At 51.0% G+C, this 26,109-nt stretch carries 30 protein-coding genes and 1 other annotated feature; of the genes, 15 read left to right on the top strand and 15 right to left on the bottom strand.

Annotated elements, in window-relative coordinates; genetic code table 11:
- Positions 1-245: 245 nt before the first annotated feature.
- Positions 246-1,916 (bottom strand): dihydroxy-acid dehydratase, encoded by a 1,671-nt coding sequence (gene ilvD, locus KI215_RS04600; RefSeq protein WP_212774400.1) that lies wholly within the window; start codon positions 1,914-1,916, stop codon positions 246-248.
- A 162-nt stretch (positions 1,917-2,078) separates the two neighbouring features.
- On the opposite strand from ilvD, the gene KI215_RS04595 reads away from it, so the two are divergent.
- Both KI215_RS04595 and KI215_RS04590 read left to right on the top strand, forming a co-directional pair.
- A complete protein-coding gene (locus tag KI215_RS04595) occupies positions 2,079-2,351 on the top strand; it encodes an autorepressor SdpR family transcription factor (protein WP_212775060.1) in 273 nt (90 codons plus the stop codon).
- Between the two features lie 5 nt (positions 2,352-2,356).
- Complete coding sequence (locus KI215_RS04590) at positions 2,357-3,016, top strand: SdpI family protein (protein ID WP_212774399.1); 660 nt, start codon at positions 2,357-2,359, stop codon at positions 3,014-3,016.
- A 325-nt stretch (positions 3,017-3,341) separates the two neighbouring features.
- Here the strand turns inward: KI215_RS04590 and KI215_RS04585 are convergent, their stop codons facing one another.
- The gene (locus KI215_RS04585; RefSeq protein WP_212774398.1) at positions 3,342-4,172 is read right to left on the bottom strand and encodes an aldo/keto reductase; all 831 of its coding nucleotides are present in this window, start codon (positions 4,170-4,172) and stop codon (positions 3,342-3,344) included.
- Between the two features lie 228 nt (positions 4,173-4,400).
- Here KI215_RS04585 and KI215_RS04580 point away from each other — a divergent pair, with 228 nt between their 5' ends.
- The 4 genes from KI215_RS04580 (at position 4,401) to KI215_RS04565 (ending at position 9,293) form a co-directional block, all read left to right on the top strand.
- On the top strand, positions 4,401-4,817 hold the full coding sequence (locus KI215_RS04580; protein ID WP_212774397.1) for a MarR family winged helix-turn-helix transcriptional regulator: 417 nt from the start codon (positions 4,401-4,403) through the stop codon (positions 4,815-4,817).
- Between the two features lie 73 nt (positions 4,818-4,890).
- Positions 4,891-6,519, top strand: a complete 1,629-nt coding sequence (locus tag KI215_RS04575; RefSeq protein WP_212774396.1) for an MDR family MFS transporter — start codon at positions 4,891-4,893, stop codon at positions 6,517-6,519.
- Between the two features lie 200 nt (positions 6,520-6,719).
- Positions 6,720-7,808, top strand: coding sequence for a lamin tail domain-containing protein (locus KI215_RS04570; protein ID WP_246512196.1), 1,089 nt, complete (start codon positions 6,720-6,722; stop codon positions 7,806-7,808).
- 180 nt (positions 7,809-7,988) lie between these two features.
- On the top strand, positions 7,989-9,293 hold the full coding sequence (locus KI215_RS04565) for an ArsB/NhaD family transporter (RefSeq protein WP_212774395.1): 1,305 nt from the start codon (positions 7,989-7,991) through the stop codon (positions 9,291-9,293).
- 102 nt (positions 9,294-9,395) lie between these two features.
- Here the strand turns inward: KI215_RS04565 and rplT are convergent, their stop codons facing one another.
- The 5 genes from rplT to ytxC all read right to left on the bottom strand — a co-directional run bounded on the left by rplT (position 9,396) and on the right by ytxC (position 13,876).
- Positions 9,396-9,755, bottom strand: a complete 360-nt coding sequence (rplT, locus tag KI215_RS04560) for a 50S ribosomal protein L20 (RefSeq protein ID WP_212774394.1) — start codon at positions 9,753-9,755, stop codon at positions 9,396-9,398.
- Between the two features lie 41 nt (positions 9,756-9,796).
- Entirely contained in the window at positions 9,797-9,994 is a 198-nt protein-coding gene (gene rpmI / locus KI215_RS04555) for a 50S ribosomal protein L35 (RefSeq protein ID WP_212774393.1), read from the bottom strand.
- A gap of 12 nt (positions 9,995-10,006) precedes the next feature.
- Positions 10,007-10,597: a translation initiation factor IF-3 gene (gene infC, locus KI215_RS04550; protein WP_212774392.1), complete on the bottom strand. Its 591-nt coding sequence runs from the start codon at positions 10,595-10,597 to the stop codon at positions 10,007-10,009.
- Positions 10,551-10,667: a sequence feature (ribosomal protein L20 leader region), on the bottom strand. Its footprint overlaps the gene before it by 47 nt.
- 55 nt (positions 10,668-10,722) lie before the next feature.
- Complete coding sequence (thrS, locus tag KI215_RS04545; RefSeq protein WP_212774391.1) at positions 10,723-12,651, bottom strand: threonine--tRNA ligase; 1,929 nt, start codon at positions 12,649-12,651, stop codon at positions 10,723-10,725.
- A gap of 331 nt (positions 12,652-12,982) precedes the next feature.
- A complete protein-coding gene (gene ytxC / locus KI215_RS04540; protein ID WP_212774390.1) occupies positions 12,983-13,876 on the bottom strand; it encodes a putative sporulation protein YtxC in 894 nt (297 codons plus the stop codon).
- Between the two features lie 179 nt (positions 13,877-14,055).
- Between ytxC and KI215_RS04535 the strand changes: the two genes are divergently transcribed.
- Entirely contained in the window at positions 14,056-14,580 is a 525-nt protein-coding gene (locus KI215_RS04535) for a PH domain-containing protein (RefSeq protein WP_212774389.1), read from the top strand.
- A 250-nt stretch (positions 14,581-14,830) separates the two neighbouring features.
- Here KI215_RS04535 and KI215_RS04530 read toward each other — a convergent pair whose 3' ends face one another.
- Complete coding sequence (locus KI215_RS04530; protein WP_212774388.1) at positions 14,831-15,502, bottom strand: metal-dependent hydrolase; 672 nt, start codon at positions 15,500-15,502, stop codon at positions 14,831-14,833.
- A gap of 114 nt (positions 15,503-15,616) precedes the next feature.
- The gene (mqnC, locus tag KI215_RS04525) at positions 15,617-16,726 is read right to left on the bottom strand and encodes a cyclic dehypoxanthinyl futalosine synthase (protein WP_212774387.1); all 1,110 of its coding nucleotides are present in this window, start codon (positions 16,724-16,726) and stop codon (positions 15,617-15,619) included.
- A gap of 171 nt (positions 16,727-16,897) precedes the next feature.
- Between mqnC and KI215_RS04520 the strand changes: the two genes are divergently transcribed.
- From KI215_RS04520 to KI215_RS04510, 3 genes are all read left to right on the top strand, one after another.
- Positions 16,898-17,134, top strand: coding sequence for a MerR family DNA-binding transcriptional regulator (locus KI215_RS04520; RefSeq protein ID WP_212774386.1), 237 nt, complete (start codon positions 16,898-16,900; stop codon positions 17,132-17,134).
- The gene (locus KI215_RS04515; protein ID WP_246512195.1) at positions 17,052-17,240 is read left to right on the top strand and encodes a TipAS antibiotic-recognition domain-containing protein; all 189 of its coding nucleotides are present in this window, start codon (positions 17,052-17,054) and stop codon (positions 17,238-17,240) included. The genes KI215_RS04520 and KI215_RS04515 overlap by 83 nt, the downstream gene beginning before the upstream one ends.
- A gap of 198 nt (positions 17,241-17,438) precedes the next feature.
- Positions 17,439-17,645 carry a DUF1657 domain-containing protein gene (locus KI215_RS04510; protein ID WP_212774384.1) on the top strand — a complete coding sequence of 69 codons (207 nt, stop codon included), beginning with the start codon at positions 17,439-17,441 and terminating at the stop codon, positions 17,643-17,645.
- Positions 17,646-17,711: 66 nt separating this feature from the next.
- Here KI215_RS04510 and KI215_RS04505 read toward each other — a convergent pair whose 3' ends face one another.
- The 6 genes from KI215_RS04505 to KI215_RS04480 are packed head-to-tail and all read right to left on the bottom strand — an operon-like array spanning position 17,712 to position 21,373.
- Positions 17,712-18,425 (bottom strand): DUF421 domain-containing protein, encoded by a 714-nt coding sequence (locus tag KI215_RS04505; RefSeq protein ID WP_212774383.1) that lies wholly within the window; start codon positions 18,423-18,425, stop codon positions 17,712-17,714.
- Entirely contained in the window at positions 18,425-18,775 is a 351-nt protein-coding gene (spoVAE, locus tag KI215_RS04500) for a stage V sporulation protein AE (protein ID WP_212774382.1), read from the bottom strand. Before spoVAE ends, KI215_RS04505 begins: the two co-directional genes overlap by 1 nt.
- Entirely contained in the window at positions 18,772-19,791 is a 1,020-nt protein-coding gene (gene spoVAD, locus KI215_RS04495; RefSeq protein WP_212774381.1) for a stage V sporulation protein AD, read from the bottom strand. Before spoVAD ends, spoVAE begins: the two co-directional genes overlap by 4 nt.
- Positions 19,792-20,274, bottom strand: coding sequence for a stage V sporulation protein AC (gene spoVAC, locus KI215_RS04490; protein WP_212774380.1), 483 nt, complete (start codon positions 20,272-20,274; stop codon positions 19,792-19,794). It lies immediately after the preceding gene.
- A gap of 18 nt (positions 20,275-20,292) precedes the next feature.
- Positions 20,293-21,147, bottom strand: a complete 855-nt coding sequence (locus KI215_RS04485) for a DUF421 domain-containing protein (protein ID WP_212774379.1) — start codon at positions 21,145-21,147, stop codon at positions 20,293-20,295.
- Between the two features lie 19 nt (positions 21,148-21,166).
- Entirely contained in the window at positions 21,167-21,373 is a 207-nt protein-coding gene (locus KI215_RS04480) for a DUF1657 domain-containing protein (protein WP_212774378.1), read from the bottom strand.
- Between the two features lie 251 nt (positions 21,374-21,624).
- Between KI215_RS04480 and KI215_RS04475 the strand changes: the two genes are divergently transcribed.
- The 5 genes from KI215_RS04475 (at position 21,625) to KI215_RS04455 (ending at position 26,105) form a co-directional block, all read left to right on the top strand.
- Positions 21,625-22,323, top strand: coding sequence for a DUF421 domain-containing protein (locus tag KI215_RS04475; protein WP_212774377.1), 699 nt, complete (start codon positions 21,625-21,627; stop codon positions 22,321-22,323).
- 253 nt (positions 22,324-22,576) lie between these two features.
- The gene (gene queD / locus KI215_RS04470; protein WP_212774376.1) at positions 22,577-23,113 is read left to right on the top strand and encodes a 6-carboxytetrahydropterin synthase QueD; all 537 of its coding nucleotides are present in this window, start codon (positions 22,577-22,579) and stop codon (positions 23,111-23,113) included.
- The gene (locus KI215_RS04465) at positions 23,110-23,826 is read left to right on the top strand and encodes a 7-carboxy-7-deazaguanine synthase QueE (protein ID WP_212774375.1); all 717 of its coding nucleotides are present in this window, start codon (positions 23,110-23,112) and stop codon (positions 23,824-23,826) included. The genes queD and KI215_RS04465 overlap by 4 nt, the downstream gene beginning before the upstream one ends.
- A gap of 20 nt (positions 23,827-23,846) precedes the next feature.
- On the top strand, positions 23,847-24,533 hold the full coding sequence (gene queC, locus KI215_RS04460) for a 7-cyano-7-deazaguanine synthase QueC (protein ID WP_212774374.1): 687 nt from the start codon (positions 23,847-23,849) through the stop codon (positions 24,531-24,533).
- A 96-nt stretch (positions 24,534-24,629) separates the two neighbouring features.
- Entirely contained in the window at positions 24,630-26,105 is a 1,476-nt protein-coding gene (locus KI215_RS04455) for a thioredoxin-like domain-containing protein (protein ID WP_212774373.1), read from the top strand.
- Positions 26,106-26,109: the final 4 nt, after the last annotated feature.

The raw sequence follows: 26,109 nt of genomic DNA, 5'->3' as shown, positions 1-26,109 counted from the left end.
AGTGCTGGTGTCGCTCGGTCACAGTCCCCTCGCGGGCGGAACCCTAGACACCCTCCCAACCAGAACTGCTCGTTGTCCGATTTACTGAACCATTTTGATTATTTAGGTGTTATTATAGTCACCTCAGTTTGCGGATGTCAACCGGTTAACTCACTCTTTTTGTCTAAAAATTTTGCGAAAGCGATTCCATCAGCTTGAGGTGAGGTAAATGCATAATTTCAAACTTTTTGTGACAATTAATCAAATCAGATTTCCCGCAACACGGCTCCGGTGCTCGCAGAAGTGACCAAGCGCGCGTAACGCCGCAAATAACCGCCTTTCACTTTGGGCTCCGGTTCCTGCCATTTGGCAAGACGCTCTTGGATCACTTCGTCAGGAACATCCAGATGGATGCGCCGGTTGGGCAGGTCGATCTCGATCATATCACCCGGCTCCACTACGGCAATCACACCGCCTTCCGCCGCCTCTGGCGAAATATGACCGATACTGATACCCCGCGTCGCACCGGAAAAACGTCCGTCCGTGATCAACGCCACTTCCTTGCCCAGTCCCATGCCTGCAATTGCCGATGTGGGTGCCAGCATCTCCGGCATGCCGGGGCCGCCTTTGGGACCTTCGTAGCGGATCACGACCACATCGCCGGATTTCACCTTGCCGAGCATAATCCCGGCCAACGCTTCTTCCTGTGACTCAAACACGACGGCCGGACCGCGGAACTTCTGAATCGAGGGATCAACCGCACCCGTTTTGATCACCGCTCCGTTCAGTGCCAAGTTGCCATACAGGATGGCCAATCCGCCTGTCTTGCTGTATGCTTTTTCCAGCGGCCGGATCACTTCTTCATCCCGAATTTCGGCATCCGCGATATTTTCACCCAGCGTTTTCAAGGTGACCGTGGGACGGTCGAGGTGGAGCAAGCCGTCGATTTTGCTCAGCTCTTTCAAAATCGCCGAAATTCCCCCGGCACGATCGATATCCTCCATGTGCCATTGTCCGGCCGGGCTCACCTTGCACAGATTGGGCACCCGTTTAGACAATTCGTTCAACCGGGACAAAGGATATTCCACGCCCGCTTCATGCGCGATGGCCAATGTGTGCAGAACCGTGTTGGTGGAACCGCCCATCGCCATATCCAGCGCAAACGCGTTGTCAAGCGATTCGAGTGTCACGATGTCGCGCGGCTTCAAATCCGCCTCGATCAGCTTGATAATCTGCCGTGCCGCGCGTCTGGCCAGCTCTTCCCGCTCCGGCGTAGCCGCCAAGATGCTGCCGTTACCCGGCAAGGCGATCCCGAGTGCTTCAGCCAGACAGTTCATCGAGTTGGCGGTAAACATCCCAGAACACGAACCGCAACTCGGACAACCGTGATCTTCCAGCAATTTCAACCCTTGATCATCGATGCGCCCAGCTTTATAGGCCCCCACTCCCTCAAAGACGGAAGCCAGGTCGACGGTACGTCCGTCCGGCAGCCGCCCCGCAGCCATCGGTCCGCCGCTGATGAAGATCGTCGGGATGTTGACCCGCATCGCCCCCATCATCATTCCCGGTGTAATTTTGTCACAGTTGGGGATACAGATCAGCCCGTCAAACCAGTGCGCGTTGGCCACGGTCTCCAGGGAATCCGCGATCAGCTCCCGGCTGGGCAGGGAGTAACGCATGCCGATGTGACCCATTGCGATCCCATCGTCCACACCGATCACGTTGAATTCAAAGGGTACACCGCCCGCTTCCCAAACAGCTTCCTTCACCACGCGGGCAAATTTGTCCAGATGTTTGTGCCCCGGGATGATTTCCACAAATGAGTTGCAAATTCCGATAAACGGTTTGTCAAAGTCCTCATCCTTCAATCCCGTCGCCTTGAGCAAACTCCTGTGCGGCGCCCGGTCGAATCCCTTTTTGATTTTGTCGCTTCGCATTAGTTCGCCCCCTTTTCAATAATAGAAATATTGTTGACAATCTTAGTACAAAATCCGCAATCTGTCCACAGGGGTATTTGATTTTTTGGATTCGTGACAAAATACACGAAACACCGTATACTATATTTAGATATTTATCTAATTATCGTAGAGGTGATTTCCCTGAACGAAACGTTTAAAGCATTGGCTGATCCCACTCGCCGGCAAATTCTCCGTCTCTTGCGGAAGGGAGATTTGACCGCCGGGGAAATCGCCGAGCATTTCAACATGACCAAACCCAGCATCTCCCATCACCTCAACCTGCTGAAACAAGCCCGTCTGGTAATGAGCGAACGCCAAGGTCAGTATATCGTCTACTCACTCAACACGACCGTCGTCCAAGAGGTTTTGCGCTGGCTGATGGAAATCAGCGACACCCCCAATTCAAAGGAATGATGAGCATGTTCCGAAATGATCATCGTTGGTGTGGGATCGACTGGGTGGTGATGGCGGTTGCCATTCTCCCGCTTCTGATTACGTGGATGGTATATCCGCAATTGCCGCCCAAGATGGCGGTTCATTTCGGGATCTCGGGTCAACCCGATGGATACCAGCCCAAAAGCACCTTTCTGATCAGTCAAGCCTTGCTGTTGTTGGCCATTCCCCTGTTAATCAAATATTTGCCCGTCCTGGACCCGAAACGGGAGAACTACAACAAATTTCGCCGTTTTTACGAGATCTTCCGCTTGACGATCACCACGTTTCTGGCCGTGATGTTCGGCTTGGTACTAGCCTTCAACCTGGGATACCACATCCATATGCAGATGGCCGTTTTGCTGATGGTCGGTCTGATCTGGATGGTAATCGGAAATTTCCTGGGTCAGATCCGGTTCAACTATTTCTTCGGGATCAGAACCCCTTGGACACTGGCGGACGAAGAGGTGTGGCGACGCACCCACCGCTTGGCCGCTCCTCTGTGGGTGGTTGCGGGCGTCTTGATGCTTGTCGCCGCTTTTCTACCCGGTTGGTTGGCGGTGGGGGTCTTGGTGGTGGGAATCGGTCTTACGGCGGTGATTCCGGGCGTCTATTCGTTGGTCGTCTATCGTAGACGCCATCGGTGAGTCCATCGGTATTTTGTGCCAACCGGATTCCGCGATTCCCCCCTTTTCGTGCCAGCACGAAATCTGCCGGCGGGAAATGATTGGGATCATCTGAAAATTGATGAAAAAGGGGTTGAACACTCTCGATTTTTTGAGCGGGTCTAAATCCCCGTCGAGTGCGAAGTTTCAAACGGGAAATCGGAGCCAACAGACTTTGTCATAATCATGGCAATAAATAGGAAAAGCTACCCAAAGTAGATCAAGGGTAGCTTACTTGTATTTGAAAGGTTCTGAAGTACCGCAACTCTTTTTTACCTTCACCCTGTTTTTGACTCAAATTTTTGCGTCAGAAATCAAAGTTGTCAGGATCGGGGCCAAAACGGTGGTTTTTGTTCAACGCATCCAATTTCGCCATGTCTTCAGCCGTCAGTTCAAAATCAAAGATATCCGCATTTTCTTTGATGCGATGTTCTTTCACGGATTTTGGAATGGTGACCACACCATGCTGGAGGTCCCAACGCAACACGATTTGCGCAGGCGTTTTGCCGTATTTTTTTGCCAGTTCCTGAATCTCCGTAACGTTGACCACTTCCCCTTGCATGAGCGGGCTCCAAGCTTCAAGCTGAATGTATTGCTCTTTGCAGAAGGCGAGAAGTTCCTTTTGCGTCAAGTAAGGGTGAAACTCCACTTGGTTCACCATCGGTTTCACTTCACAGTCTTCTATCACATCTTTGAGATGGTGCACTTGGAAGTTGCTCACACCGATTGCCCGCACCCATCCCTCTTTATACAGCTTCTCAAGCGCTTTCCACGTTTCTTTGTATTTTCCTTTCACCGGCCAGTGCACCAAGTACAAGTCCACATATTCCAGCCCCAATTTTTTGCGGCTGGTTTCAAATGCCTTCAAGGTGGACTCATACCCTTGGTCGGCATTCCACACTTTGGTCGTGATAAATAATTCCTCGCGCGGTACGCCGCATTCCTTGATCGCTTTGCCAACACCCTCTTCGTTTTGGTAAACCGCCGCCGTGTCCACACTGCGATAGCCGGTTTGGATCGCCACTTTTACCGCATTTTCCACTTCGTTTCCTTCTTTCGCTTTCCAAACGCCCAAGCCGAGCCATGGGAATTTCACGCCGTTAGCCAACACTGTCGTATCTGCAATCTGTTTCGCCATTTATGTATTCCCCCCACTATTTGAGTTGGGCCTTCCTCAATAGATTGGTTCCCTTCGCACATACTAAACATAAAGAAGTTACTTTTTTTATTTTATAGAAAATACGATCCAAGATCAAGGGTAGTTTGGAGAAGTGGTCACAAGAGCGCATTCAATGATTGAGAGATCACCCTTCTTTCATATATAATTGAATAAGTTAACATTTTTTCGTTGGAGAGGAGGCGCGGTTTGAGCACCCGGCAGGAACTGTTGCACGAATTGGAGATTTCCCTTCGAACTTTGATTCGCAAATTGCGTAAGGAATTGCAATCCGTCTTGGGTGAAACCATTTCCATCGGCGATTTCTTTGTCCTCAAACAGCTGCGGGAGAAAGGACCGCAAACCGTGTCGGAACTCGCCCAGGAATTGGAGGTTTCCGCCAGCCACATCACCAATGTGACCGATCGATTGGTGAACAAAGGATGGGTGGAGCGCCAACGTTCCCGCCGCGACAAACGGGTGGTGGAACTGCGAATCACAAACGAAGGGGAAACGACCATCCGCGAGCTGGAAGAGAAGAAACGAGCTTATTTCCAACATCGGTTCGAAAGTTTGACGACGGAAGAGATTGAAACGATGACGCGTCTGTTTCAGAAATTGATCTGACAGACGCGCTTTATTTGATCATTATTTCACTACATAAACTTTTCTGTGGTCTAATGAAAAAGGAGGAAAATGGATGGAGCACCTGGATGCGAAGCGGAAAATGACAATCATGTTGGCGATCATGGCATCCATGTTGTTCGCCGCACTCAATCAGACGATCGTCGGTAACGCGTTGCCCCGCATTGTTTCCAAACTGGGTGGCATGTCCTATTTCAACTGGGTGTTCACCATCTACATGCTGACGTCCAGCATCACAGCCATCTTGGTCGGGAAGCTCTCCGATATCTATGGCCGTAAGCCGTTTCTGCTGATCGGGATCGGAGTGTTCGTGATGGGATCCCTTTTGTGCGGCACCGCCACCGACATATTCCAACTCATTCTGTATCGCGGGTTTCAGGGATTGGGCGGAGGGATGATCATGTCCACGGCGTTCACCTCCGTCGGGGATCTGTTTCCGCCCCGCGAACGGGGACGCTGGCAGGGCGCACTGAGTGCCGCGTTTGGTGTGGCCAGCGTGCTGGGCCCCACATTGGGTGGATATATCGTGGATCACTGGGAATGGCACTGGGTCTTTTGGATCTTTCTTCCCTTCGGTCTGGTGGCATTTATGTTGATCTGGTGGCTGTTCCCCTCGGTCAGCCACAAAGAGAACGAACCGATCGACATAGCGGGGTCGGCTTTCCTAGCATTCACCATCACGCCGATATTGCTGGCCTTCTCTTGGGCAGGGAGTAAGTACGCTTGGTCCTCCCCCATCATCATCGGCCTGTTCAGCGGTTCGATGCTGGCACTGGCGCTGTTCATTTGGGTTGAGCTAAAAGCGAAAAATCCGGTCTTACCCCTTCATCTGTTCGGCAACCGCGTGTTTACTCTGTCTAACCTGGTGAATTTCACATTGGGAATCGGTATGTTCGGGGCCATCATCTACACCCCTTTCTTCATCCAGGGCGTGATCGGCACTTCCGCCACCCAATCCAGTTTCGTGACCATCCCGCTTACCTTGAGCATGGTTGTCGCGAGTATCATCGGCGGTCAAATCGTCTCACGGACGGGGAGATACAAAGGTCTGGCCTTGTTTGGCATTTTGCTTATGGCGGGCGGCATGTATTTGATGTCGTTGTTGGATACCGATGCCACAAACGAATCGGTCGTGCTTTATATGATCGTGATCGGGACGGGATTGGGAATCGCTTTCCCCATTTTCACGCTGACGGTGCAAAACGCAGTAGAACATCGGCATCTCGGTGTGGCCACTTCTTCCACCCAACTGTTCCGGCAAATGGGGGGAACCGTTGGTGTAGCCGTGATGGGAACGATCCTGTCCAGCCATATGAAAGACGAAATGTCACGGTTGGCGGCGCAACATCCAACACAACCAGCCCCATCCCCTGCGTTGGCACAAAAACTGAGTGCCCTGCACAACCCGCAGATCTTGTTGAACCCGGACCGATTGGTGCAGATTCGGAACAGTCTTCCGGAATCCATGGCGGGGATGTTTGACCAAATTGTCCTGATGTTGAGGACGACACTGGCTCACGCACTGGACAGCGTATTTTTAGCAGGAGCAATCGTGCTGTTCACCGCACTGGTCTTCACCTTGTGGCTGAAAGAGATTCCGTTGCGCACTTCCAACCGATCGGACGGCCCCCCGCAACGGGAAGGATCTGCCGATTGTGTTGTTCAGGAACAGGCTAGCACGTGACTTGATCATTACTTGTTCACGCCGAGCCAGTTTGCTCTTCGGTCACACCCGGATCGCTTACGGAACTTTGTCAGCAGTCTCGCCTGCCTATCCGGCAGGTGTTTTTTTTATGAAAAAAACAAGAGGACTTTACGAAAAAATCGAAAAGTGATGATAAAAAAGAGAGAGACGAAAGTCCCAAGACCAAAGGAGGATGTCGCGTGAATCATCATGGTTGGAAGCGGACGCTTGTCGGACTGATCCTGGTATTGGTGGTCTTCTGGATGATACCGATCCTGTCTCCCGTCCATCAAGCAGAGGCCGCCACTTACACATCGGTTGTATCGGATGTGGTTGATGGTGACACCATTCATTTGCAAACGCCGGTATTGGGCTCCACCACTGTCCGGCTGGTGTCCATTGATACCCCGGAAACCAATTACAACGGGCAAAACCAGGGACACCACGCCTACGATGCGTCCAATTATCTCAAGCAGCTTTTGCCTCCAGGCACGCCGGTGACCATCGAGACTGATGTGGAGGAAAAGGACAGCTATGGCCGCGTACTGGGGCATGTATGGAAAGGCAATCTCGACGTCAACAAGGAGATCTTGCGCCAGGGCCATGCCGTGACGTATTACATTTATCCCAACATGAAGTATTTCGAGGAGTACCGCGCCGCGATGCTCGAAGCGAAACAAGCGGGACGGGGGATCTGGAATCCTGCTGACCCGCTGACGGAATTGCCGTTTGAATTTCGCCTGCGCATCGGTGGACGCCAACCGGACAAATACGTAGGTGATTATTACACCAAAACCTACGTAGACCCGGCCGACTATCCGCAGATTCCGGTCGAAAACCGCGTCTTTTTCTGGACGGAAGCCGATGCACAATCAGCCGGATACACGCGCGACAACGGGGGAACGACCGGCCCGGTCTTGATCAATGAGGTGCTGCCGGCACCCAATACGGCATATACCAAGGAGTTTGTGGAGCTGTACAATCCGTCTGACAGTCCTGTCAATATCGGCGGCTACATCATCGACGACATCGTCGGCGGCGGTTCATCTCCCTACACGATTCCGGCAGGTACCACCATCCCCGCCCATGGATACTGGGTATGGGAAACCAACAACTATTTCAACAATACCGGTGATGATGTCACATTGAAAGATCCCTCCGGAAAGGTCGTCGACCAATATACTTATTCCTCCACCGCCTATGATGCGTCGTGGTACCGCAATCCCGACGGAGGCAACTGGTCCTCTACCCAGGACAGCACCCCGACGAAAGGGGCATCCAACCAATAAACAGCGGTTGACTCAAAAGTTCACCATTTCTTCATTTACTTCCCGGCCCGTCTATCGATATACTGGAAGAAACATGAATATCTTTTCGACTATCGGAGGAGCCTGTCACCCAAGGGCTCCTTTTTGCTTTTTTCGGGGCCCTTACGACAGGGGCTCCCAATTTGTAGGAGGAGGTTAAACATGGGGCAAACAATCATTGCTATCGCGATTTTCCTGATCACCTATGCCGTGATCGTCACGGAAAAAATCAATCGAGCCGTGATTTCATTATTGGGTGCATCATTGCTGGTTCTCGTGGGAGTACTGGACATTCATCGGGTGTTTGAACATTACATCGAATGGAATACGATTACGTTGCTGATCGGCATGATGATCCTGGTGGGCATTCTCAACCAAACGGGCGTCTTTCAATATGTAGCTATCAAAGCCGCCAAAGCGGCCAAGGGAAACCCGGTCCGCATCCTGATCGTGTTTTCCCTGCTGACGGCGGTGGCATCGGCTTTTCTCGACAATGTGACCACCGTACTGTTGGTGGTTCCCATCACATTGGCAGTCACCCACATACTAAAAGTAAGTCCGGTTCCCTTTTTTATCTCGGAAATCATTGCTTCGAACATCGGGGGAACCGCTACTCTGATCGGCGACCCGCCCAATATCATGATCGGATCGGCCAATGAACACCTGACGTTCAATGCATTCCTGATCCATCTGGGGCCTGTCATCGTGGTGATTCTCGCTGTTAGCTTGTTGTTGTTGTACTGGTTCTATCGAAAACAATTGATCACCGATGAGGAACATGTATCCCGATTGATGGAGATGGACGAAGAAACCTATATTCAGGATCGTACATTGGCCAAAAAATCATTGTTCGTTCTTGGACTGACCATCCTCGGTTTTGTATTGCATTCCGTCATCCATGTGGAAGCATCCGTTATCGCCATCACCGGAGCGACCATCTTGATGCTCATCGGCTTGGACAAAAAGGAAATCGAAGAGGCATTTGATTATGTGGAGTGGGAAACCATCTTCTTTTTTGCCGCATTGTTTACACTCGTGGGCGGATTGCAGGAAGCGGGGGTCATCAAGCATTTGGCCGTTCAGCTGTTGGATTTCACAAAAGGCAACATCCCGCTGGCTGCCACACTGATCTTGTGGGTCTCCGGGATCGCTTCGGCCGTCATAGACAATATTCCATTTGTGGCCACCATGATTCCGTTGATTCAGAATATGGCTACCACCCTCGGCCTTCCCGTCAACTCCCCGGAAATGAATGCATTGTGGTGGTCATTGGCGTTGGGAGCTTGTTTGGGTGGAAACGGCACCATCATTGGCGCTTCTGCCAACGTGATCGTGGCCAACATGGCGGCACGACAAGGCAAGGGTTTCAGCTACATGGAATACCTGAAAGTGGGCGCCCCCATCACGCTTTTGTCTTTGGCGATCGCACAAGTGTATCTGTACCTTCGCTATTTGATTCACTTCTAGAATGTGACCCCTGCATCGTTCCAAAGAATGCGCTCAAGTTGGACGTTCATCCTCCAATCAAAACCCCCTCGCCCATGGGGACGAGGGGGTGATTGCATTTCATCAAGCGTTCAGTTTTTCTTTCGCCAGGTTGGCCAATTCGGCAAATGCTTTTTGGTCGTTCACCGCCAAATCGGCCAACATTTTGCGGTTGATTTCCACACCCGCTTGTTTCAAGCCGTGCATCAACCGGTTGTAGGACAAACCGTTCATCCGTGCAGCGGCGTTGATCCGGGTGATCCACAATTTGCGGAAATCGCGTTTGCGCTGACGACGGTCGCGGTACGCGTACATCAGCGACTTCATCACTTGTTGTTTCGCAGTGCGGAACAATGTATGTTTGGAACCAAAGTAACCTTTGGCCAGTTTCAACACTTTTTTCCGACGACGGCGCGTCACTACCCCGCCTTTTACACGTGCCACAAACAATCCCTCCCGAAATCAATCCGACAATTTGTGATACCTTATTTGTAGGCGATCAGTTGTTTGATCCGTTTCACATCGCCTTTGGCCATGATGGCACTTTTGCGCAATTTCCATTTGCGCTTCATGGTTTTACCTTCCAGCAAATGGCTTTTAAACGCATGATTGCGTTTTACTTTTCCCGTTCCCGTTTTTTTGAAGCGTTTGGCCGCAGCGCGGCGAGTCTTCATTTTCGGCATGCAAGCTCCTCCTCACTGCTGTTTCGGACTCAAGATCATGATCATCTGGCGCCCTTCCAATTTGGGCTGGCGCTCTACTTGAGCGAGATCCTCCACTTCCTTGGCCATCCGATTCAGGATGCCCAAGCCGATCTCTTGGTGCGTGATCTCCCGTCCGCGAAAGCGGATGGTCAGCTTCACTTTGTCCCCGCTTTGCAAAAACTTCTTCACATTGCGCAGTTTGGTCTGCAAATCGTGCTCCTCGATGGACGGACTGAGACGAACTTCTTTAACTTGGATGGTTTTTTGCTTCTTGCGCGCTTCTTTTTCCCGTTTGCTCTGTTCATAGCGGAATTTGCCGTAATCCATGATCCGGCACACCGGCGGCTTCGCTTGCGGCGCAACGTTGACCAGATCCAATTCGGCCTCCTGCGCCATGCGGAGCGCTTCCCTAAGTGGTACGACCCCGATCTGATCTCCGTTGGGGCCGATCAATCGAACCTCACGGGCACGAATCGCTTCGTTGACCTGATGTTCCCTGCTGATAACTTGCCACCTCCGAGGGGTATTTGGGCTGGATAACAAAAAAGTGCGGGCACACGCCCACACTTTGCTTCCGATCATCGACGATGACAACCTTCCAACTGCGCAAATGCGTCGAAAGGTGAGAAGCGGGGCGCTTCTGCTTGATCACCGCTCAATCATATCATGGTCGATTTTATTTGTCAAGCGTGCAACCTTCGCTAAGATCACTTCTTCGCTTCGATCTCCCGACGGATCTGATCGATCACTTCCTCCACCGACCGTGCACCCTGATCTCCTTCGGACCGGTGACGGACGGCTACCGTGCCGGCCGATTGCTCTTTTTCGCCGACGACGAGCATATACGGGATTTTTTGCAGCTGGGCTTGACGAATCTTATATCCTATTTTCTCGTTACGGTTGTCCAGTTCGGCGCGGATGCCCGCTTCTTTCAAGCGATCAACCACCTGCTGACCGTATTCGTTAAACGACTCAGAGATGGTCAGCACACGCGCCTGAACGGGAGACAACCAGACCGGCAGGGCTCCTTTGTAATATTCCAGCAGGAAGGCGACAAACCGTTCCATCGTCCCGACGATCCCACGGTGAATAACAACGGGACGATGCGGCTGACCGTCTTCTCCGATGTATTCCAGTTCGAACCGGTTGGGCAGATGGAAATCCAATTGAACCGTCGACAACGTTTCGTCCTTGCCCAAAGCGGTTTGCACCTGCACATCCAGCTTGGGTCCGTAGAAAGCAGCTTCCCCTTCGGCCACCACATACTCCAAGCCGAGGTCGTCCATGGCATTTTTCAACATCTGTTGCGCCATGTCCCACATCTCGTCATTCTGAACGTATTTCTCCTTGTCTGCCGGATCACGGAACGACAAGCGGTACCAGAAATCCTTGATGCCGAAATCCTCGTACACCCGCTGGATCAGCCGTACTACTTTGGTGAATTCGGATTGGATCTGATCCGGGCGGCAGAAGATGTGGGCATCGTTGAGCGTCATGGAACGAACCCGTTGCAGACCGGCCAGCGCACCTGACATCTCGTAACGGTGCATCGTGCCCAGCTCTGCGATCCGCACCGGCAGATTGCGGTAACTCCGCAGTTCGCTTTTGTAGATCATCATATGATGCGGACAGTTCATCGGGCGAAGTACCAATTCTTCATTGTCCATCCGCATCGGCGGATACATGTCCTCATGATAATGATCCCAGTGACCAGAGATCTTGTACAGCTCCACATTGGCCAGATGCGGCGTGTACACGTGATGATACCCCAGCCGTTCCTCCAGATCGACGATGTAGCGCTCAATCACGCGGCGAATGGTCGCTCCGTTGGGCAACCACAGCGGTAATCCTTGCCCCACTTCAGGCGTCAGCGTGAAAATCTTCAGCTCCTTGCCCAGTTTGCGGTGATCGCGCTGTTTGGCTTCTTCCAATCGTTTCAGATACTCGTCCAGTTGCGATTTCTTCGGCCATGCGGTTCCGTAGATGCGTTGCAGCATCTGGTTGTTGGCGTCTCCACGCCAATAGGCGCCTGCGATGCTGAGCAGTTTGAATGCTTTGATCTTCCCAGTCGACGGCAGATGCGGCCCCCTGCACAGGTCAAAAAATTCTCCCTGCTCATAAATCGTGATGGTTGCATCCTCTGGCAAATCACGGATGATCTCCAGTTTCAGATGATCGCCGATTTCCTCGTAGATCCGGATCGCCTCCTCACGAGAGACGACTTTGCGCTTGATGGGAAGGTCCTCTTTGACGATTTTCTCCATTTCCGCCTCGATCTTGGGCAGATCTTCCGGGGTGAGGCGAACCGGCAGATCGATGTCGTAATAAAACCCGTCCTCAATCACCGGACCGATCCCCAGTTTCACATCTGGATACAGCCGTTTAATCGCCTGTGCCATCAGGTGCGCGGTACTGTGACGATATACTTCCAACCCTTCCGGATCGTCCAGGGTGAGAATCTTTACTTCCGCCTGATCCGGCACCTCGGTGGAAAGATCGACCGGTTTGCCGTCGATCATCCCGGCGACCGCTTTTTTGTGCAAACCTTTACTGATCGAAGCGGCGACATCTTCCACCGTAACCGGCCGATCATACTCGCGAACCGAGCCGTCGGGCAATTTAACCGATACGCTCATGCTTCTTCCTCCTTTTCGGCAAATAAAAAACGCCCGGCCCAAAGGGACGAGCGTGGTTGTCGTGGTTCCACCCTTTTTCGGACACGTCCAGATCGGACATGCCCCTCTCATCACGGATAACGGCGTGAACCCGGCAACCGATACTGATTCGTCCCAAACGAACGTTCCCGGTTGCAGCATCGGAGGTGGTAAAACGATCACCAGCGGGTTCGAGGGCTTCCAGCCGATGGCCCCCGTTCTCTGGCAACCATGTGTGACCGTTTCATGTCCTCGTCATGGCCAGTCCTCAATTGAAATTTGTATGTATTATAACGGCAGGAGGAAGCTCTAGTCAAGCATCCGAGCGCGAATGGGCTCCCTCCCTGCAGCGTGCGCAGCCATGGCATATCTGGATCCGGCCTTCGAACACCTGCTTCAGGGTTCGTACAACATTGGCCTCTTCGTGACGAGTGTGCATAATGACTTGTTCAGGGGCAACAGTGAGCAGCGTGCTGACGATCAGGTCTTCATGCGAAAACGCTTGTTCCAGCAACTCATCGATCGTACTGTCCGCTTCCTGAACGGTGAGTGGTTTCCCATCCGATTGCAGGAGTTGAAAACAACGATCCCCTTCATGCATCACGTGGACCAACGGAACTTTCGGTTTTTGCATGGAAACGAAGTATCGCAAGAGTTGAATAAATTCCTTGTACTCCTGATCCAGGAGATATTCGTCAATGGCGTGGTTCACCAGTTTGTGCAACGCCCGCAGATACGACTTTAAGCGGAAAGTGATAAACCCATCGACGGATAGCATGGAGCTGGTGTGAAGGAAACGTTCCAAGTGACGAGCGATTTTTTCCTTTCTCTGCATACGAAGGCGAGATGACTGCCCGTTCTTCTCACTGGCAATCCGGCTGGCATACGCTTCAATCTGAGCAATTTCGCCCGGCTGATGTGCCTGATAACCACGACGGATCAAGCTCCGGATCACGGCCGGTTCCCGGCAAGACAAGATAAAGTGGGCAATCCCTTTTCCCAGTTCCCGACAGACGGTTTCTTCCGCCTTTGTCCCACGTTTGAGACAGGAAAACCGAAACACAACGCGATCTGGCGTTTCCCATTCCTGCAACCGGCAGTCCCATCCTGCTGCGGCAAGGTGTTCCTGCCCGCGGTTCAGGCAGCTCCTGAGCTGATCCACTTCATTCCGCGCTTGATTGGGCAATGTGATCAGATACGCTGCCATCCCCGTCCGCTCCTTTGTCCAATAAGTTATTCCTAGTATATGGGTTCAACAGTGAAGGTATACATGAATCAAGCAGACGACCTGGGAAGGAAAATTAATACCTTTTGGCAATAGACTGAAATCGGTTTATTTTTTAAGATGGAGTCATCTCCCCCTTGTGCAAAAAGGAGGTATGTGCGATGCCGACCCAGCAGGAAGCTCGTGCACAAATCAAGCGGTTGGGATTCAATCGGATTCGTTCCTGGATGGTTTTGCGGGAAATCAAGCAGTTGCCACAAGTGCTGTTGGAAGGGGAAAACATCGAATTTTTGGTGTACGGTCGGTACCAGCATCACCACGGCATTTTGGCAGCTACGAATCAACGGTTGATCTTTCTGGAGAAACGGCTGTTTTCTCTGCACGTCGAGACGTTTGATTATCACAAAATCGCCGCTGTCGGTTTTTCCACCGGTATTTTGTTCGGTTCATTGGAGATTCATGTTTCCGGCAATCATCTCCGCATCAGCGGCATTGACAAAACGCGTATCCAACCACTCGTCGCCACAATCCGGCAACGGATTGTCCAATCGGTCGAATCGGCCAAAACATTTCCCCTGAATGAAGACATCTTGATCAAATTGGAACGGTTGGCCCGGTTGAAAGAACAGGGAGTGATCACCAACGAAGAAATGTTGGAACAAAAAAAACGGATCTGGGCCAGCTGATCCGCAGATTTCTTACAAGCGAATATAGACAGTATCCAGGCTCCGCTCCGTATCTTCGTGACATCGGGTGGGCCCTTTTTCTTGCTTGCTTTTACGGTCATGGTGATTAGCCAAAAAATTTTCCACCGCTTCCATCGGCCACGCTCAATTGGCGGAAGACAGTTTGGGGAGGAAATCATCCATCCCGAAAAAAAGAGCTGTTTCCCGGAATGGCCCGAAAAACAGCCCTCATGGCGTTGATGTGCCTTCGTCATCGGCAACGCAACTCACTTGGTTGGGGAAGCGAAAACAGTCCCGCCGCCACCGCTTCCTCATAAAAAAAGGAGAATACGAACCATACCATCAACAGACAGGCACACCACAAAGCGATGATTCCCAAGACCTTGTCCAAGACGCCACCGGTTTTTACGCGGATCCCCAATGCTTTGAAACCGACATTCAATTTCCATGGCCAAAAAAGCGGAATCCCTTTCGGCGTCATGGCATCTGTCAGCAAGTGGGAACCGTAACCGGCCACCGCTGCCAAAGCATATTCGGGCCATACCTGCTGCATAACCCAAGCCCAAAAAGCTGTGCCGACTACGGAATGGGTAATCGTCCGATGCGGAACAAAAGCGACTACCATCGCCCAAATCCCGCATGCCCATGCCCAAGCAGGCCATTTATACAAGTAGGAAAGAAACAAGACCACCGCTCCCATAAGCGCCAGCAAAATGGAGCGAAGTTGATAGGTTTTGGGGACAAATCGGAACAGCCATTTATTCAGCATACTGCCGTCTTCGTCGATGTCCGGCAACAAGGACGCAAACCCGGCGACAGCAATGGTAGTCACCGTCGGGATCAATTCGTCGGAAACCCCTGTCACACCGGCCACAATCGTACCGGTTGCGATCCCGACCGCCAGATGGGTTTTTCCGGTCACCAAACTCCCCTCCATTGACAGTAATGGAAACATATGTTTGGTTTTGAAGGAAGGAAAAAGCACCGGGCGCGGTCGGTCCGCTCCGGCGCTCGTGGTATTATGCCGCTGATTGCATTAGTTTTGCATCACGAAATCTTTTTCCACCGTTTCGTCTTCCTTGAAAATCCGCAAAATCTCATATTTGGTGTTGCGTTGGGCAGGGATCTTGCCCGCTTCGCGAATCAGACGGAGAATCATGTTGGTGTTCACCTTATACGTCGTGCCAGCGGCGGAGACGACGTTTTCCTCAATCATGGTACTTCCGAAATCATTGCAGCCGTATGAGAGCGACAATTTCCCGATCTCCGGTCCCATCGTCACCCAGGACGATTGTAAGTTGGGAATGTTATCGAGCATGATCCGGGAGATAGCCACCGCTTTCAGGTACTCTTCCGGCGGGAGCTTTTCCCGTTGGAGATAGGTATTTTCCGGTTGGAACGTCCAAACGATGAATGCGAGGAATCCGCCTGTCTCATCCTGTGCTTCGCGAATGCGCAACAGGTGCAGTACCCGTTCCTCCAGCGATTCGCCGAACCCGATCACCATGGTGGCCGTGGTGTGCATACCCAGACGGTGCGCTGTCTGCATCACATCCATCCAGTCGCGCCATGATCCTTTCAACCTGCTGATCTTCCGGCGGGTTCGGTCGTCCAGGATTTCCGCTCCGCCACCGGGGATGGAATCCAGACCTGCCTCTTTCAGTTGACGGATGACTTCTTCCAGTGGCAGACCCGAGACTTCTTTCATCTTCAATATCTCCGCCGGAGAGAACGAATGCATATGAATGTCGAACCGCTTTTTGATCTCTCTCAGCAACTGGGTATAATACGAGAACGGCAAATTAGGGTTGGTTCCGCCTTGCATCAAAATTTCCGTTCCGCCTACATCGATCGTCTCCTGGATCTTGCGAAAAATCTCCTCATTGGACAGCACATATCCTTCATCCGATCCCGGTGCCCGGTAAAATGCACAGAACCGGCAATAGGTGTCACACACATTGGTGTAGTTGATGTTGCGCCCGATCACAAATGTAGTAATCGGTTCCGGGTGACGGCGTTCCATCAGTTTATTGGCCGCCCAACCCAGTTTTTCGATCTCGTCAGATTCCCAAAGGGCGATTCCCTCTTCCAAGCCGAGTCGTTCCCCGTTCAATGCGCGCTCGAGCAGCGCGTCGATTTTGGCCATACGATCATCCTCCAACTATTCAGGGTCTCGGACCGTACATCTCTTCCACATTCATCCTACCACAAAATACGCTGGTTTGTCTTGACACCGAAAAAAGGCTTGAACCTGACGCAACGTCAGGTTGTATGCTGAAGCTGCAGAAAGGAGAGAGCCACCTATGGAAAAACGCCAGTGGAAATCGGAGAACTGGACCAAGAGTCCGATCTTACCATCCGAACCTTGCATGATTACGATCAGATCGGGCTGTTAAAACCATCCCGCCACACGGAATCGGGTCATCGTTTTTACAAAAAGTACTCCGCCGCACGACGAAAATGTGCGGAAATTGGCTCATCGATGGAAAGAGCTGGTCGAGATGTTCACCGGTGGCGATCCCGGTATCCGACAGTCCCTGCAACGCATGTATGAAGAAAATCCGGATTTCGGGGCACAGATGGGGCTGGATCAGGAGATCTTTGCATATATCAGTAAGGCCATGGACGCGGACAAAGACAAAAACGGCGCCCAGACCTGATCAATCGTTCTAACCAAAGTCAGAGGTGGGCGCTTTTTGGGTCGAGGAGGTAAGTGGCACATCGCGCTCTTTCACCAGGTGCGGCCTAAAGGACCTGCCCCCTAAATATTGGCATTCCTTATCCGGAATATTTTCTTGAACCATGTACAGAATATTGCATGTAAGTTCAACAAACCATATTGGTAGGAGTTGAAAGTCATGACTGTCGGAACAAAAATTCAACAAACCGTTGCCAGCGCAGAAAGTGTTGCTGCCAACCTCAAATCTTTTGCGCTGGATACAAACAACCAGCAAGCAAAACAACTATATAATCAATTGGCACAAAATATGGATTCCATTGTGCAGCAATTAAAAAACAGAGCCCAACAAGTGATGTCGGAAGAACCGCAATATAACCAACAATAACTGTTTTTGAATTTGTTCACGAAGAACCCCGTATCAAAAATGCGGGGTTTTTACTACCAATCATTTTCAATGGATTTTGCCTGTTCCGTTGTCCACATAGAGATCGGCCTCACGGTCAGTCGTTGCTGCGTACATGACATAGCGAACATCCTCGTATCCCTTTTTTTCCAGCTCTCGTTTCAACCATTTTTTGTCTTTCCCGATCAACCTCAGATTATGGGTTTGAATTTGGCCGTCGACAATTAAGGAAAGGGCCAATCCCCGGTAGGGAATGTTTAACTGCAAGTCCTTGGGGGTAACCGGATACAAATCATCCCAAGGAAGTACGCTTACAGTTCCGGTAGGTTCGAGAATCGCATATTGGATCATACGGATATCGGGATAACCTTTCGAGCGGATGACAGCCAATAATTCAGATAAAGAGAATTGTGAGCAGCGAAGGTTTTCTTTTATAATTTTCCCGTGTTTCACCAAGATGGTCGGTTCCCCTAAGATAAAGCGGTTGGTCCACTGATAGAGAGTCAGTTTGCTATAGAGAAGATGGATTCCCACTACCAAAGTAATGGCTAAGAGCGTTTTGACATAACCTTCGACCAAGAGTGGTTTGGTAGCCAAAGCAGCGATGATCACGATCGCCATCAAGTCATGGGGGGTAACCTGTGCCAATGTAGCTTTCCCCATTAAACGCAATACCACAATTGCAAACGTAAATAGGGTTATAACCTTTAATATGTAAAGCAGCACGTTATATTCACCCAGCTTGTCCGATTGTCGCAACATCATCCTTTTGGTTTAAAAATGAGAGACGCCAAAAAACTGAACACGATCGCAGAAGAAATACCCGCACTGGTCACTTCAAAGATCCCGGTAATCACTCCGACCAAACCGGATTTGTGTGCTTCCACCATGGCTCCGTGAACCAAAGCGTTTCCGAAACTGGTAATGGGAACAGTGGCCCCCGCTCCTGCAAATTTAATCAAAGGTTCATACAAACCCAATCCGTCCAAAATCGCTCCCACAACGACCAAAATACTGGTAGTGTGTGCAGGGGTAAGTTTTAATACGTCCATCATAAGCTGACCGATGACACAAATCAGCCCTCCCACTACAAATGCCCACAGAAAAATCATTGTGAACCCACTCCTCCTACTGACTCGATCGCCACAGCATGGGCAATACAGGGAATGCTTTCTTTCTGTTGATAACTGATCGGTGAAAGCAAAGCTCCCGTTGCCACGATTAACACCTTGCGCAGTTCCCCCTTTCGCATTTGGTTCAACACATGTCCATACGTGACACTGGCCGAACAACCGCATCCGCTGGCTCCGGCTTGAACCGGCTGATCCTCCCGGTAAATCATCAGACCGCAATCCCCGAATCGGTCTTGCGGGAGTTTTAAACCGTGTTTCGCCAACAAATCAACCGCTATTCTATGCCCCACTCTTCCCAGATCACCCGTTAAAATCAGATCATATTCGGAAACGGAAAGTCGCAAGTCTCGAAAATGGGCCTCAATGGTATCCACGGCGGCAGGCGCCATCGCTGCGCCCATATTAAAAGGATCCTGAATGCCCATATCGACGACCCGGCCCATCGTTGCCGCTGTCACGCATATCCCGTCTTTATGGGGTGTAACCACCGCCGCGCCGGCTGCGGTTGCTGTCCATTGGGCTGTCGGGGGTTTTTGCGATCCGTATTCAGTCGGATAGCGGAACTGTTTTTCTGCTGCGGCATTATGGCTGGCCGTACCGACCAATACCCGCTCGGCATTGCCGCTGTCTACGATCAAAGCTCCCAATGCCAAACTTTCCATGGAAGTCGAACAGGCCCCAAACAGACCGAGATATGGAGCCGATAGGGTGCGTGCCGCGAAAGAGCTTGTGATCACCTGATTCATGAGATCACCGGCCAGGAAAAACTGGATATCCTCTTTTTTCATTCCCGCCTTGTCAATCGCCCGTTCACAAGCCTGTTCCAGCAGTTTTTTTTCTGCTTTTTCATAACTGTCTTGTCCCAACCATAAATCTCCGTGCAAAAGGTCAAAATCATCCGCCAAGGGGCCTTGCGCTTCAAACGGGCCTCCCACTGCTGCCGAAGCGGCAATCGATGGCGGGTTTGAAAAAATCCACGTCCGTCCTTGAATCACCTAGAATCCCCCTAATACCTGCTTGAAAATCACCTTGATGGTTCCAATCACAAAAGCGGAAACCACTCCAAAAACAATCACCGAACCCGCCAATTTAAACATGTTTCCTCCAACTCCGAGTACATATCCTTCCGATCGATGTTCAATCGCTGCGGAAGACATGGCATTGGCGAATCCCGTCACCGGAATGATTGTACCGGCACCGGCCACTTGGGCAATATGGTCATAAACTCCTAAACCCGTCAGCAAAACAGAGATAAAGATCAAAGTTGCCACTGTGGGATCACCTGCTGACTTTTCATTAAAGCCGAAGCACTGCATATAGAACGTGGAAATCAGCTGCCCGATCAAACAGATGGTACCCCCAAACAAAAAAGCCATCACACAGTTTTTTAAAATCGGGCGCTTCGGTTCGCGCTGTTTCGCAAAATCCTGATATTCTTGCTGGACAGGAGTAAGTTTTTTCTTCTTTTTATCGGACATACGAAACACCTCCGGGTTTTATTTCAGCAATGGTCGCACATCGTAAATGATCGATTCCAGCTCCTTTACGCATCGCTGATACGTTTGCTTCGCTTTCGGATTATCCGTATCCAGGGAAAAGCTCTTCAGGTCCGCCTTAGCTTGTTCCAAAGTAGTGAGCAGCAATTGCCTTACCGTAGGTTGAGGAGGTTGAATCGCATCATCAAAGAGGTCGATATACAAATCCCTCATCGCATCTACTTGAGCAAGAAACACATTTTCCGGCGAAACCCCGATTTTATCCAGTTCCGTGCGAAGCCAACCGCGGTTGAGACCCATGGTGGTCAACGCCTCATCCATGATATTTCCATCCAAGATCACCGTTTGCGTACCGGTTTGCGGAGTGGTCTGCACTCCCAAATGTTTGGGGGTGATCGGCTGTTTGTTCGCTTTTAGCAGCGCATTGATCTCACCGTTGGCTTCCATCACGGCAAATTCCACATCAGCCACATTAAAAATTTGTTTGCTTCTGAGCTGTTGCAACAAATCTTCGGGAGTGTAACGCATCTTCTTCAATTGATCTTCCATGATTTTACCGTGCTTAATGACAACGGCCTCCTTGCCATGAAGAATTTCATGGACCGCTTTGCTCTTTATGGAGAAAAAGCTGAGGCCAATGCCCACGAGTGCCCATGTCAACAGTGCGATAAACCCGTATGTCGCCTGGATGATATTTAAAGTGACAGCGGCAATGATCACAGAGAGCACCATGGCGAATACAACATCAAAATACGTCATCCGGGCGGCGATCTTTCTGCCCAGACTCCTGGTCAGCAAGATCAAAAAAACGATTAATACAACGGATCGAACAATCACCTGCAACCATTCCGGCACGCTTTTTTCCCTCCCCTTTTTAAAACCCTTTGAACTGGGGCTCTTCGAACTCGATCTCCCCCATCCGTTTCTTCAAGCGCTCCAGTACCACTTCCAACTTTTGTGCGTTACGACGAAATATTTCACGTGCTTTCTCATCTTGTGTGATAGCAATATACGAATCCATCGTAGCTTTGGCACCTTCCAAGCTTGCTAAAGTTTGTCTGACTTTTGAATGAGTAGTCATATTTTTCCTCCTTACAAAAGTCATTATGGAACAGAAAATCCCATTTTTATACATGAATCTCTATAACCTCGCTCAGCCAATCTCTCCCCAAAAACTGTTTCTTTCATCACCTCTTCAGCAGGGATCAATCACATATTGATCCTTTGAGGAAATCACTTTAGAGGATCGAAAAAATCGTATAAGAAAAATACGAAATGGAAAGAAAGGATGTGACATTACCATCCAGTCCTTAACGAAAGAAGGCGAACGATATGGAGTACTTGCAAATCCTATTGCAAACACTGGTTGCATTTGGAACTCTTTTGGTGGTGACCGTAATTCTCGGCAAGCAACAAATCGCCGAGATGACTTATTTTGAATATATTAACGGAATTACCGTCGGTTCCATCGCTGCTACACTGGCCACCGATGTAGACCGTAATATGGGATATCATTGGCTCGGTCTTGTGGCATTCAGTGCATTGACCTTGTTGATGTCTTACGTCTCCCTTAAAAGCCGAAAGGCACGCAAATTGTTACAAGGTGAGCCTATACTTATCGTTTCCGATGGCAAAATCATGGAAGAGAACATGCGGAAAACCAGATTTACCATGGCGGAAATTTTGCAGCTATTTCGGAAGAAGAACGTGTTTGATCTGTCCCAAGTTCAGTTTGCTGTTTTGGAGAATGATGGAACTCTCTCGGTCATGATGAAGCCGCAATACCAACCCACCACTCCCAAGAATGTGTTTCAGCCGTCTTCTGTTCCCCAGGTACCGATGGAACTGGTGGTGGACGGTAAAGTGATTCACGAAAACTTACGTAAACTCGGTCAATCGGAAAAATGGTTGTTGGAGCAAATTCAAAAACAAAAACCCGTCACCTCGATGGATGAGGTGTTTTATGTCGCCATGGAAAGTGATGGAAAGTTATACGTCGACTTAATAGACGATAAAAAGAAAAAGAACTAGAGCATGTTCGGTAAATCCGCATTCATCAGACAGGCTCAAGCCATGTGGAGAAAGTCACTACTCCTTTGCCAAAAAGTGCAGCACAAAAGCTGTGAAAATATGTTACACTTACCAGAAGAAAAAGCTTAACGGCCCGTGGTTTGCAATATGTTGCAAACGGGCCTTTTTCGTGGTGATTGGACCGCGAAATCCCTTGTCCATCAAGAGTGTCGAGAACCCACCACTCTTAAAACAACACTAGGGAGCGATCAATATGAGTGAAAAACATCTGTCTGACGTAAACGGAACTGAAACGACAGGGGAATCCCCTGCACCGGGAACATACCGTTTTCCGCCAAAACTGCAAGTATTCGGTCGGGACATTCAAAAAGAGCAGTTGAAATACCACCACCGTCGCGTGGCTGTGGAAAAATCGTTCACCTTCGATGCAGCGCACCATCTCCATCTGTACGATGGCAAATGCAAAAGCCTGCACGGCCACACGTACCGGTTGGTTTTGCAAGTAAGCGGATATGTTAATGAAATCGGCATCGTGGTCGATTTCAAGGATCTGAAACAATTGGTCAAAGAACGAATCATGAAACCTTTGGACCATCAATATTTGAATGAAGTGCTGCCGCCTATGAACACCAGCGCGGAAAACATGATCGTCTGGATGTGGGAACAGTTGGAGGAAGGCTTGGCAAACATAGGTAAGCCTGAGCAGGAATTGCGTCTGGAATGGCTGCGTCTGTACGAGACACCCACCAGTTCCGCTTTCCTCAAGCGCGAATGGATGGTGGAATCATGATGCAAACACAGGATCGAGATACAAAAAATCTCACCCTTCCCATGGTGGAAATCTTCCAGACCGTGGAGGGTGAAGGATTGAAGGCGGGCTATCCGACCACCTTCATCCGCTTGTACAACTGCAATCTTCGTTGCACCTGGTGCGATACCAAGTACAGTTATGCACCATACCCGCCCGAATTTACCGCCACCATTGGTGAAATCGTGGAACAGACGGAACGCTTCGGCAATCCCTTCATTTGCCTGACAGGCGGGGAACCGCTTTTGTATGAAGAGAAAGCATTGGCGTTGATCCAGGAGTTGGCCGCTCTCCCATTGGTGGAAGACATTCATATCGAAACCAATGGCGCCATCCGCCTCGACCGTTTCGATACTTGGCGGAAAAGCGTGCCAGAAGGAAAAAAAGTGCGGTTTGTAATGGATTATAAGCTCACTTCTTCCGGTGAGCGGGAAAAGATGATCGAGAGCAATTTTCATTTGTTGGACGAACGGGATGAAATCAAGTTTGTCATCGCCAACCGGGAAGAGTTCGAAGAGGCGATGGAAGTGGTTCGCCGCTGCGTAAGAAAGGGGAATATTCTCTTTAGTCCGGTGTGGGAGACGCTTCCCCCGAGTCAGCTGGTGGAATGGATCTTAGCTGGGGAGAACAAACGAATCAAGCTGAACCTACAGACGCACAAATACATCTGGGATCCCGACAAACGAGGGGTATGACGAAACGGAGGAGAAGGAACATGAGCGAAAAGGCAGTTGTCATTTTGAGTGGTGGTTTGGACAGCACCACCTGCATGGGCATCGCCGCCGACAAAGGATATGAAATATACGCCCTCACCTTCGATTACGGCCAACGCCACCGGCACGAAGTGGAACACGCCAAACGCGTGGCCCAATTTTACGGCGTCAAACAGCATCGGATTGTTCAGCTGGATTTCCTCCGCCAGATCGGTGGCAGTGCACTCACCGACCCGGATCTGGAGGTACCAACCGAAGGGGTCACGGACGACATTCCCGTCACCTATGTGCCGGCCCGAAATTTGATCTTTTTGTCCCTGGCCACCTCCTATGCTGAAGTGGTCGGAGCCCACACCATTTTCATCGGCGTCAGCGCTGTCGATTACAGCGGGTATCCAGACTGCCGTCCGGAATTCATTGCAGCGATGAATGAAACAATCCGCCGCGGTACCAAGACGTCTCAACAAGAAAGACCCATCGTGATCGAAGCGCCGCTCGTTCATCTGTCCAAGGCGGACACGATTCGGCTGGGCACCCGATTGGGTGTACCGTATCATTTGACCACTTCCTGTTACCAGGGACAAAGTCCGGCTTGCGGCGTTTGCGACAGCTGCCGGCTAAGGCTAAAAGGGTTTGCTGAAGCGGGTGTGGAAGACCCGATTCCGTATGTGACACGTCAATCGTCATGACATGGTGAATGAAACACGGGTGATGCCACCCGTGTTTCATTTTTCCAGTCCGATGGTGTATGCTACTACCAAAACCATCACGAAGGGGGCATACCCATGGTACGGGCACCTGAATTTCCGAAGGACGGTATATGGCTGAATACGAACCGCCCGCTTTCCCTCGAAGCATTGCGAGGCCACGTGGTTCTGCTCGATTTCTGGACTTACTGTTGCATCAACTGTATCCATGTGTTACCGGACTTGGCCTATTTGGAGAAGAAATACGAAGCGGAACCGTTCGTGGTGATCGGGGTGCATTCGGCCAAGTTCCACAACGAGCGTGACCCGGAAAACATACAAAATGCGATTGCCCGGTACGAAATCGAACACCCGGTTTATGTGGATTCGGATCACCGGGTGTGGGATACCTATGCAGTAAACGCCTGGCCCACCTTCATACTGATCGGTGCCGATGGTCGCGTGGTGGCCAAGGGGTCGGGAGAAGGATTGCGAGAAGCGCTGGACCGCCATATCGGACAAGCGCTGGCAGATGCGCGGGATCGGGGGATCTTGGCGGATCGGAAAATGGACATCCGACGTCCACCCATTCCGGAACATCCGCTGTCCTTTCCCGGCAAACTGGACCTTCATCCCACAACAGGGCATTTGTTTGTCACCGACTCCAATCACAACCGGATATTGGAGCTGAAGGTGAACGGTAACCGAGCACAGATTGTACAAACCATCGGTTCCGGCCAAATCGGGGCGGAGGACGGGGACTTCGACACCGCCACCTTTTACCGGCCGCAGGGATTGGCCGTTACAGACCGATTCATCTATGTTTGCGATACGGAAAACCATATGATCCGTCGACTGGACCTTGCCTCCCGCAAGGTTGAAACGCTTGCCGGCACAGGGGAACAAGCCAGCTGGGGGGCAACGGGCGGACACGGCCCCACGACTCCGCTCAATTCACCTTGGGATTGCACCGTGGTGGGTGATCAATTATTGATTGCGATGGCCGGACCACACCAATTGTGGAAACTGGATTTGACTACCCGACAGGTGGAAGTATTTGCGGGCAGCGGCTGGGAAAACATCGTCGATGGCCCCGCGGAACGAGCGCAACTGGCCCAACCCAGCGGGATTGCCCACGACGGAGAACGTCTCTATTTTGCTGACAGCGAAGTCTCTGCCCTGCGCACGTGTGATTTGCAAACCGGTGAAGTACGCACGTTAATCGGTCGGGGACTGTTTGTCTTCGGCCTGAAGGACGGGGATTTCGACTCCGCCTTGCTTCAGCATCCGTTAGGTGTGGACGTGGCGGGAGACCGGGTGTATATCGCCGACACCTATAACCATGCCATCCGCGTCGCCCATCTGCCCACGCAACGGATCGAAACGCTGATCGCGAGAAGCGAGGCTACGACCTGCCGGATCGGCGACGAAGCCTGCGAAGAACTGCCGCTGAACGAACCCAACGACGTGTTGTTCCACGAAAACAAACTGTATATCACCGACACCAACAACCACTTGCTCCGTGTGTTCGATTTGACCACACGGAAGTTGGATACGCTGGAATTGGTGGAATAGCGGC

The sequence above is a fragment of the Polycladomyces abyssicola genome (assembly GCF_018326425.1).
GTDB lineage: Bacteria > Bacillota > Bacilli > Thermoactinomycetales > JIR-001 > Polycladomyces > Polycladomyces abyssicola.
Note: the sequence above shows the minus strand (reverse complement) of the source record. Positions and strands in the feature narration are given on the sequence as shown.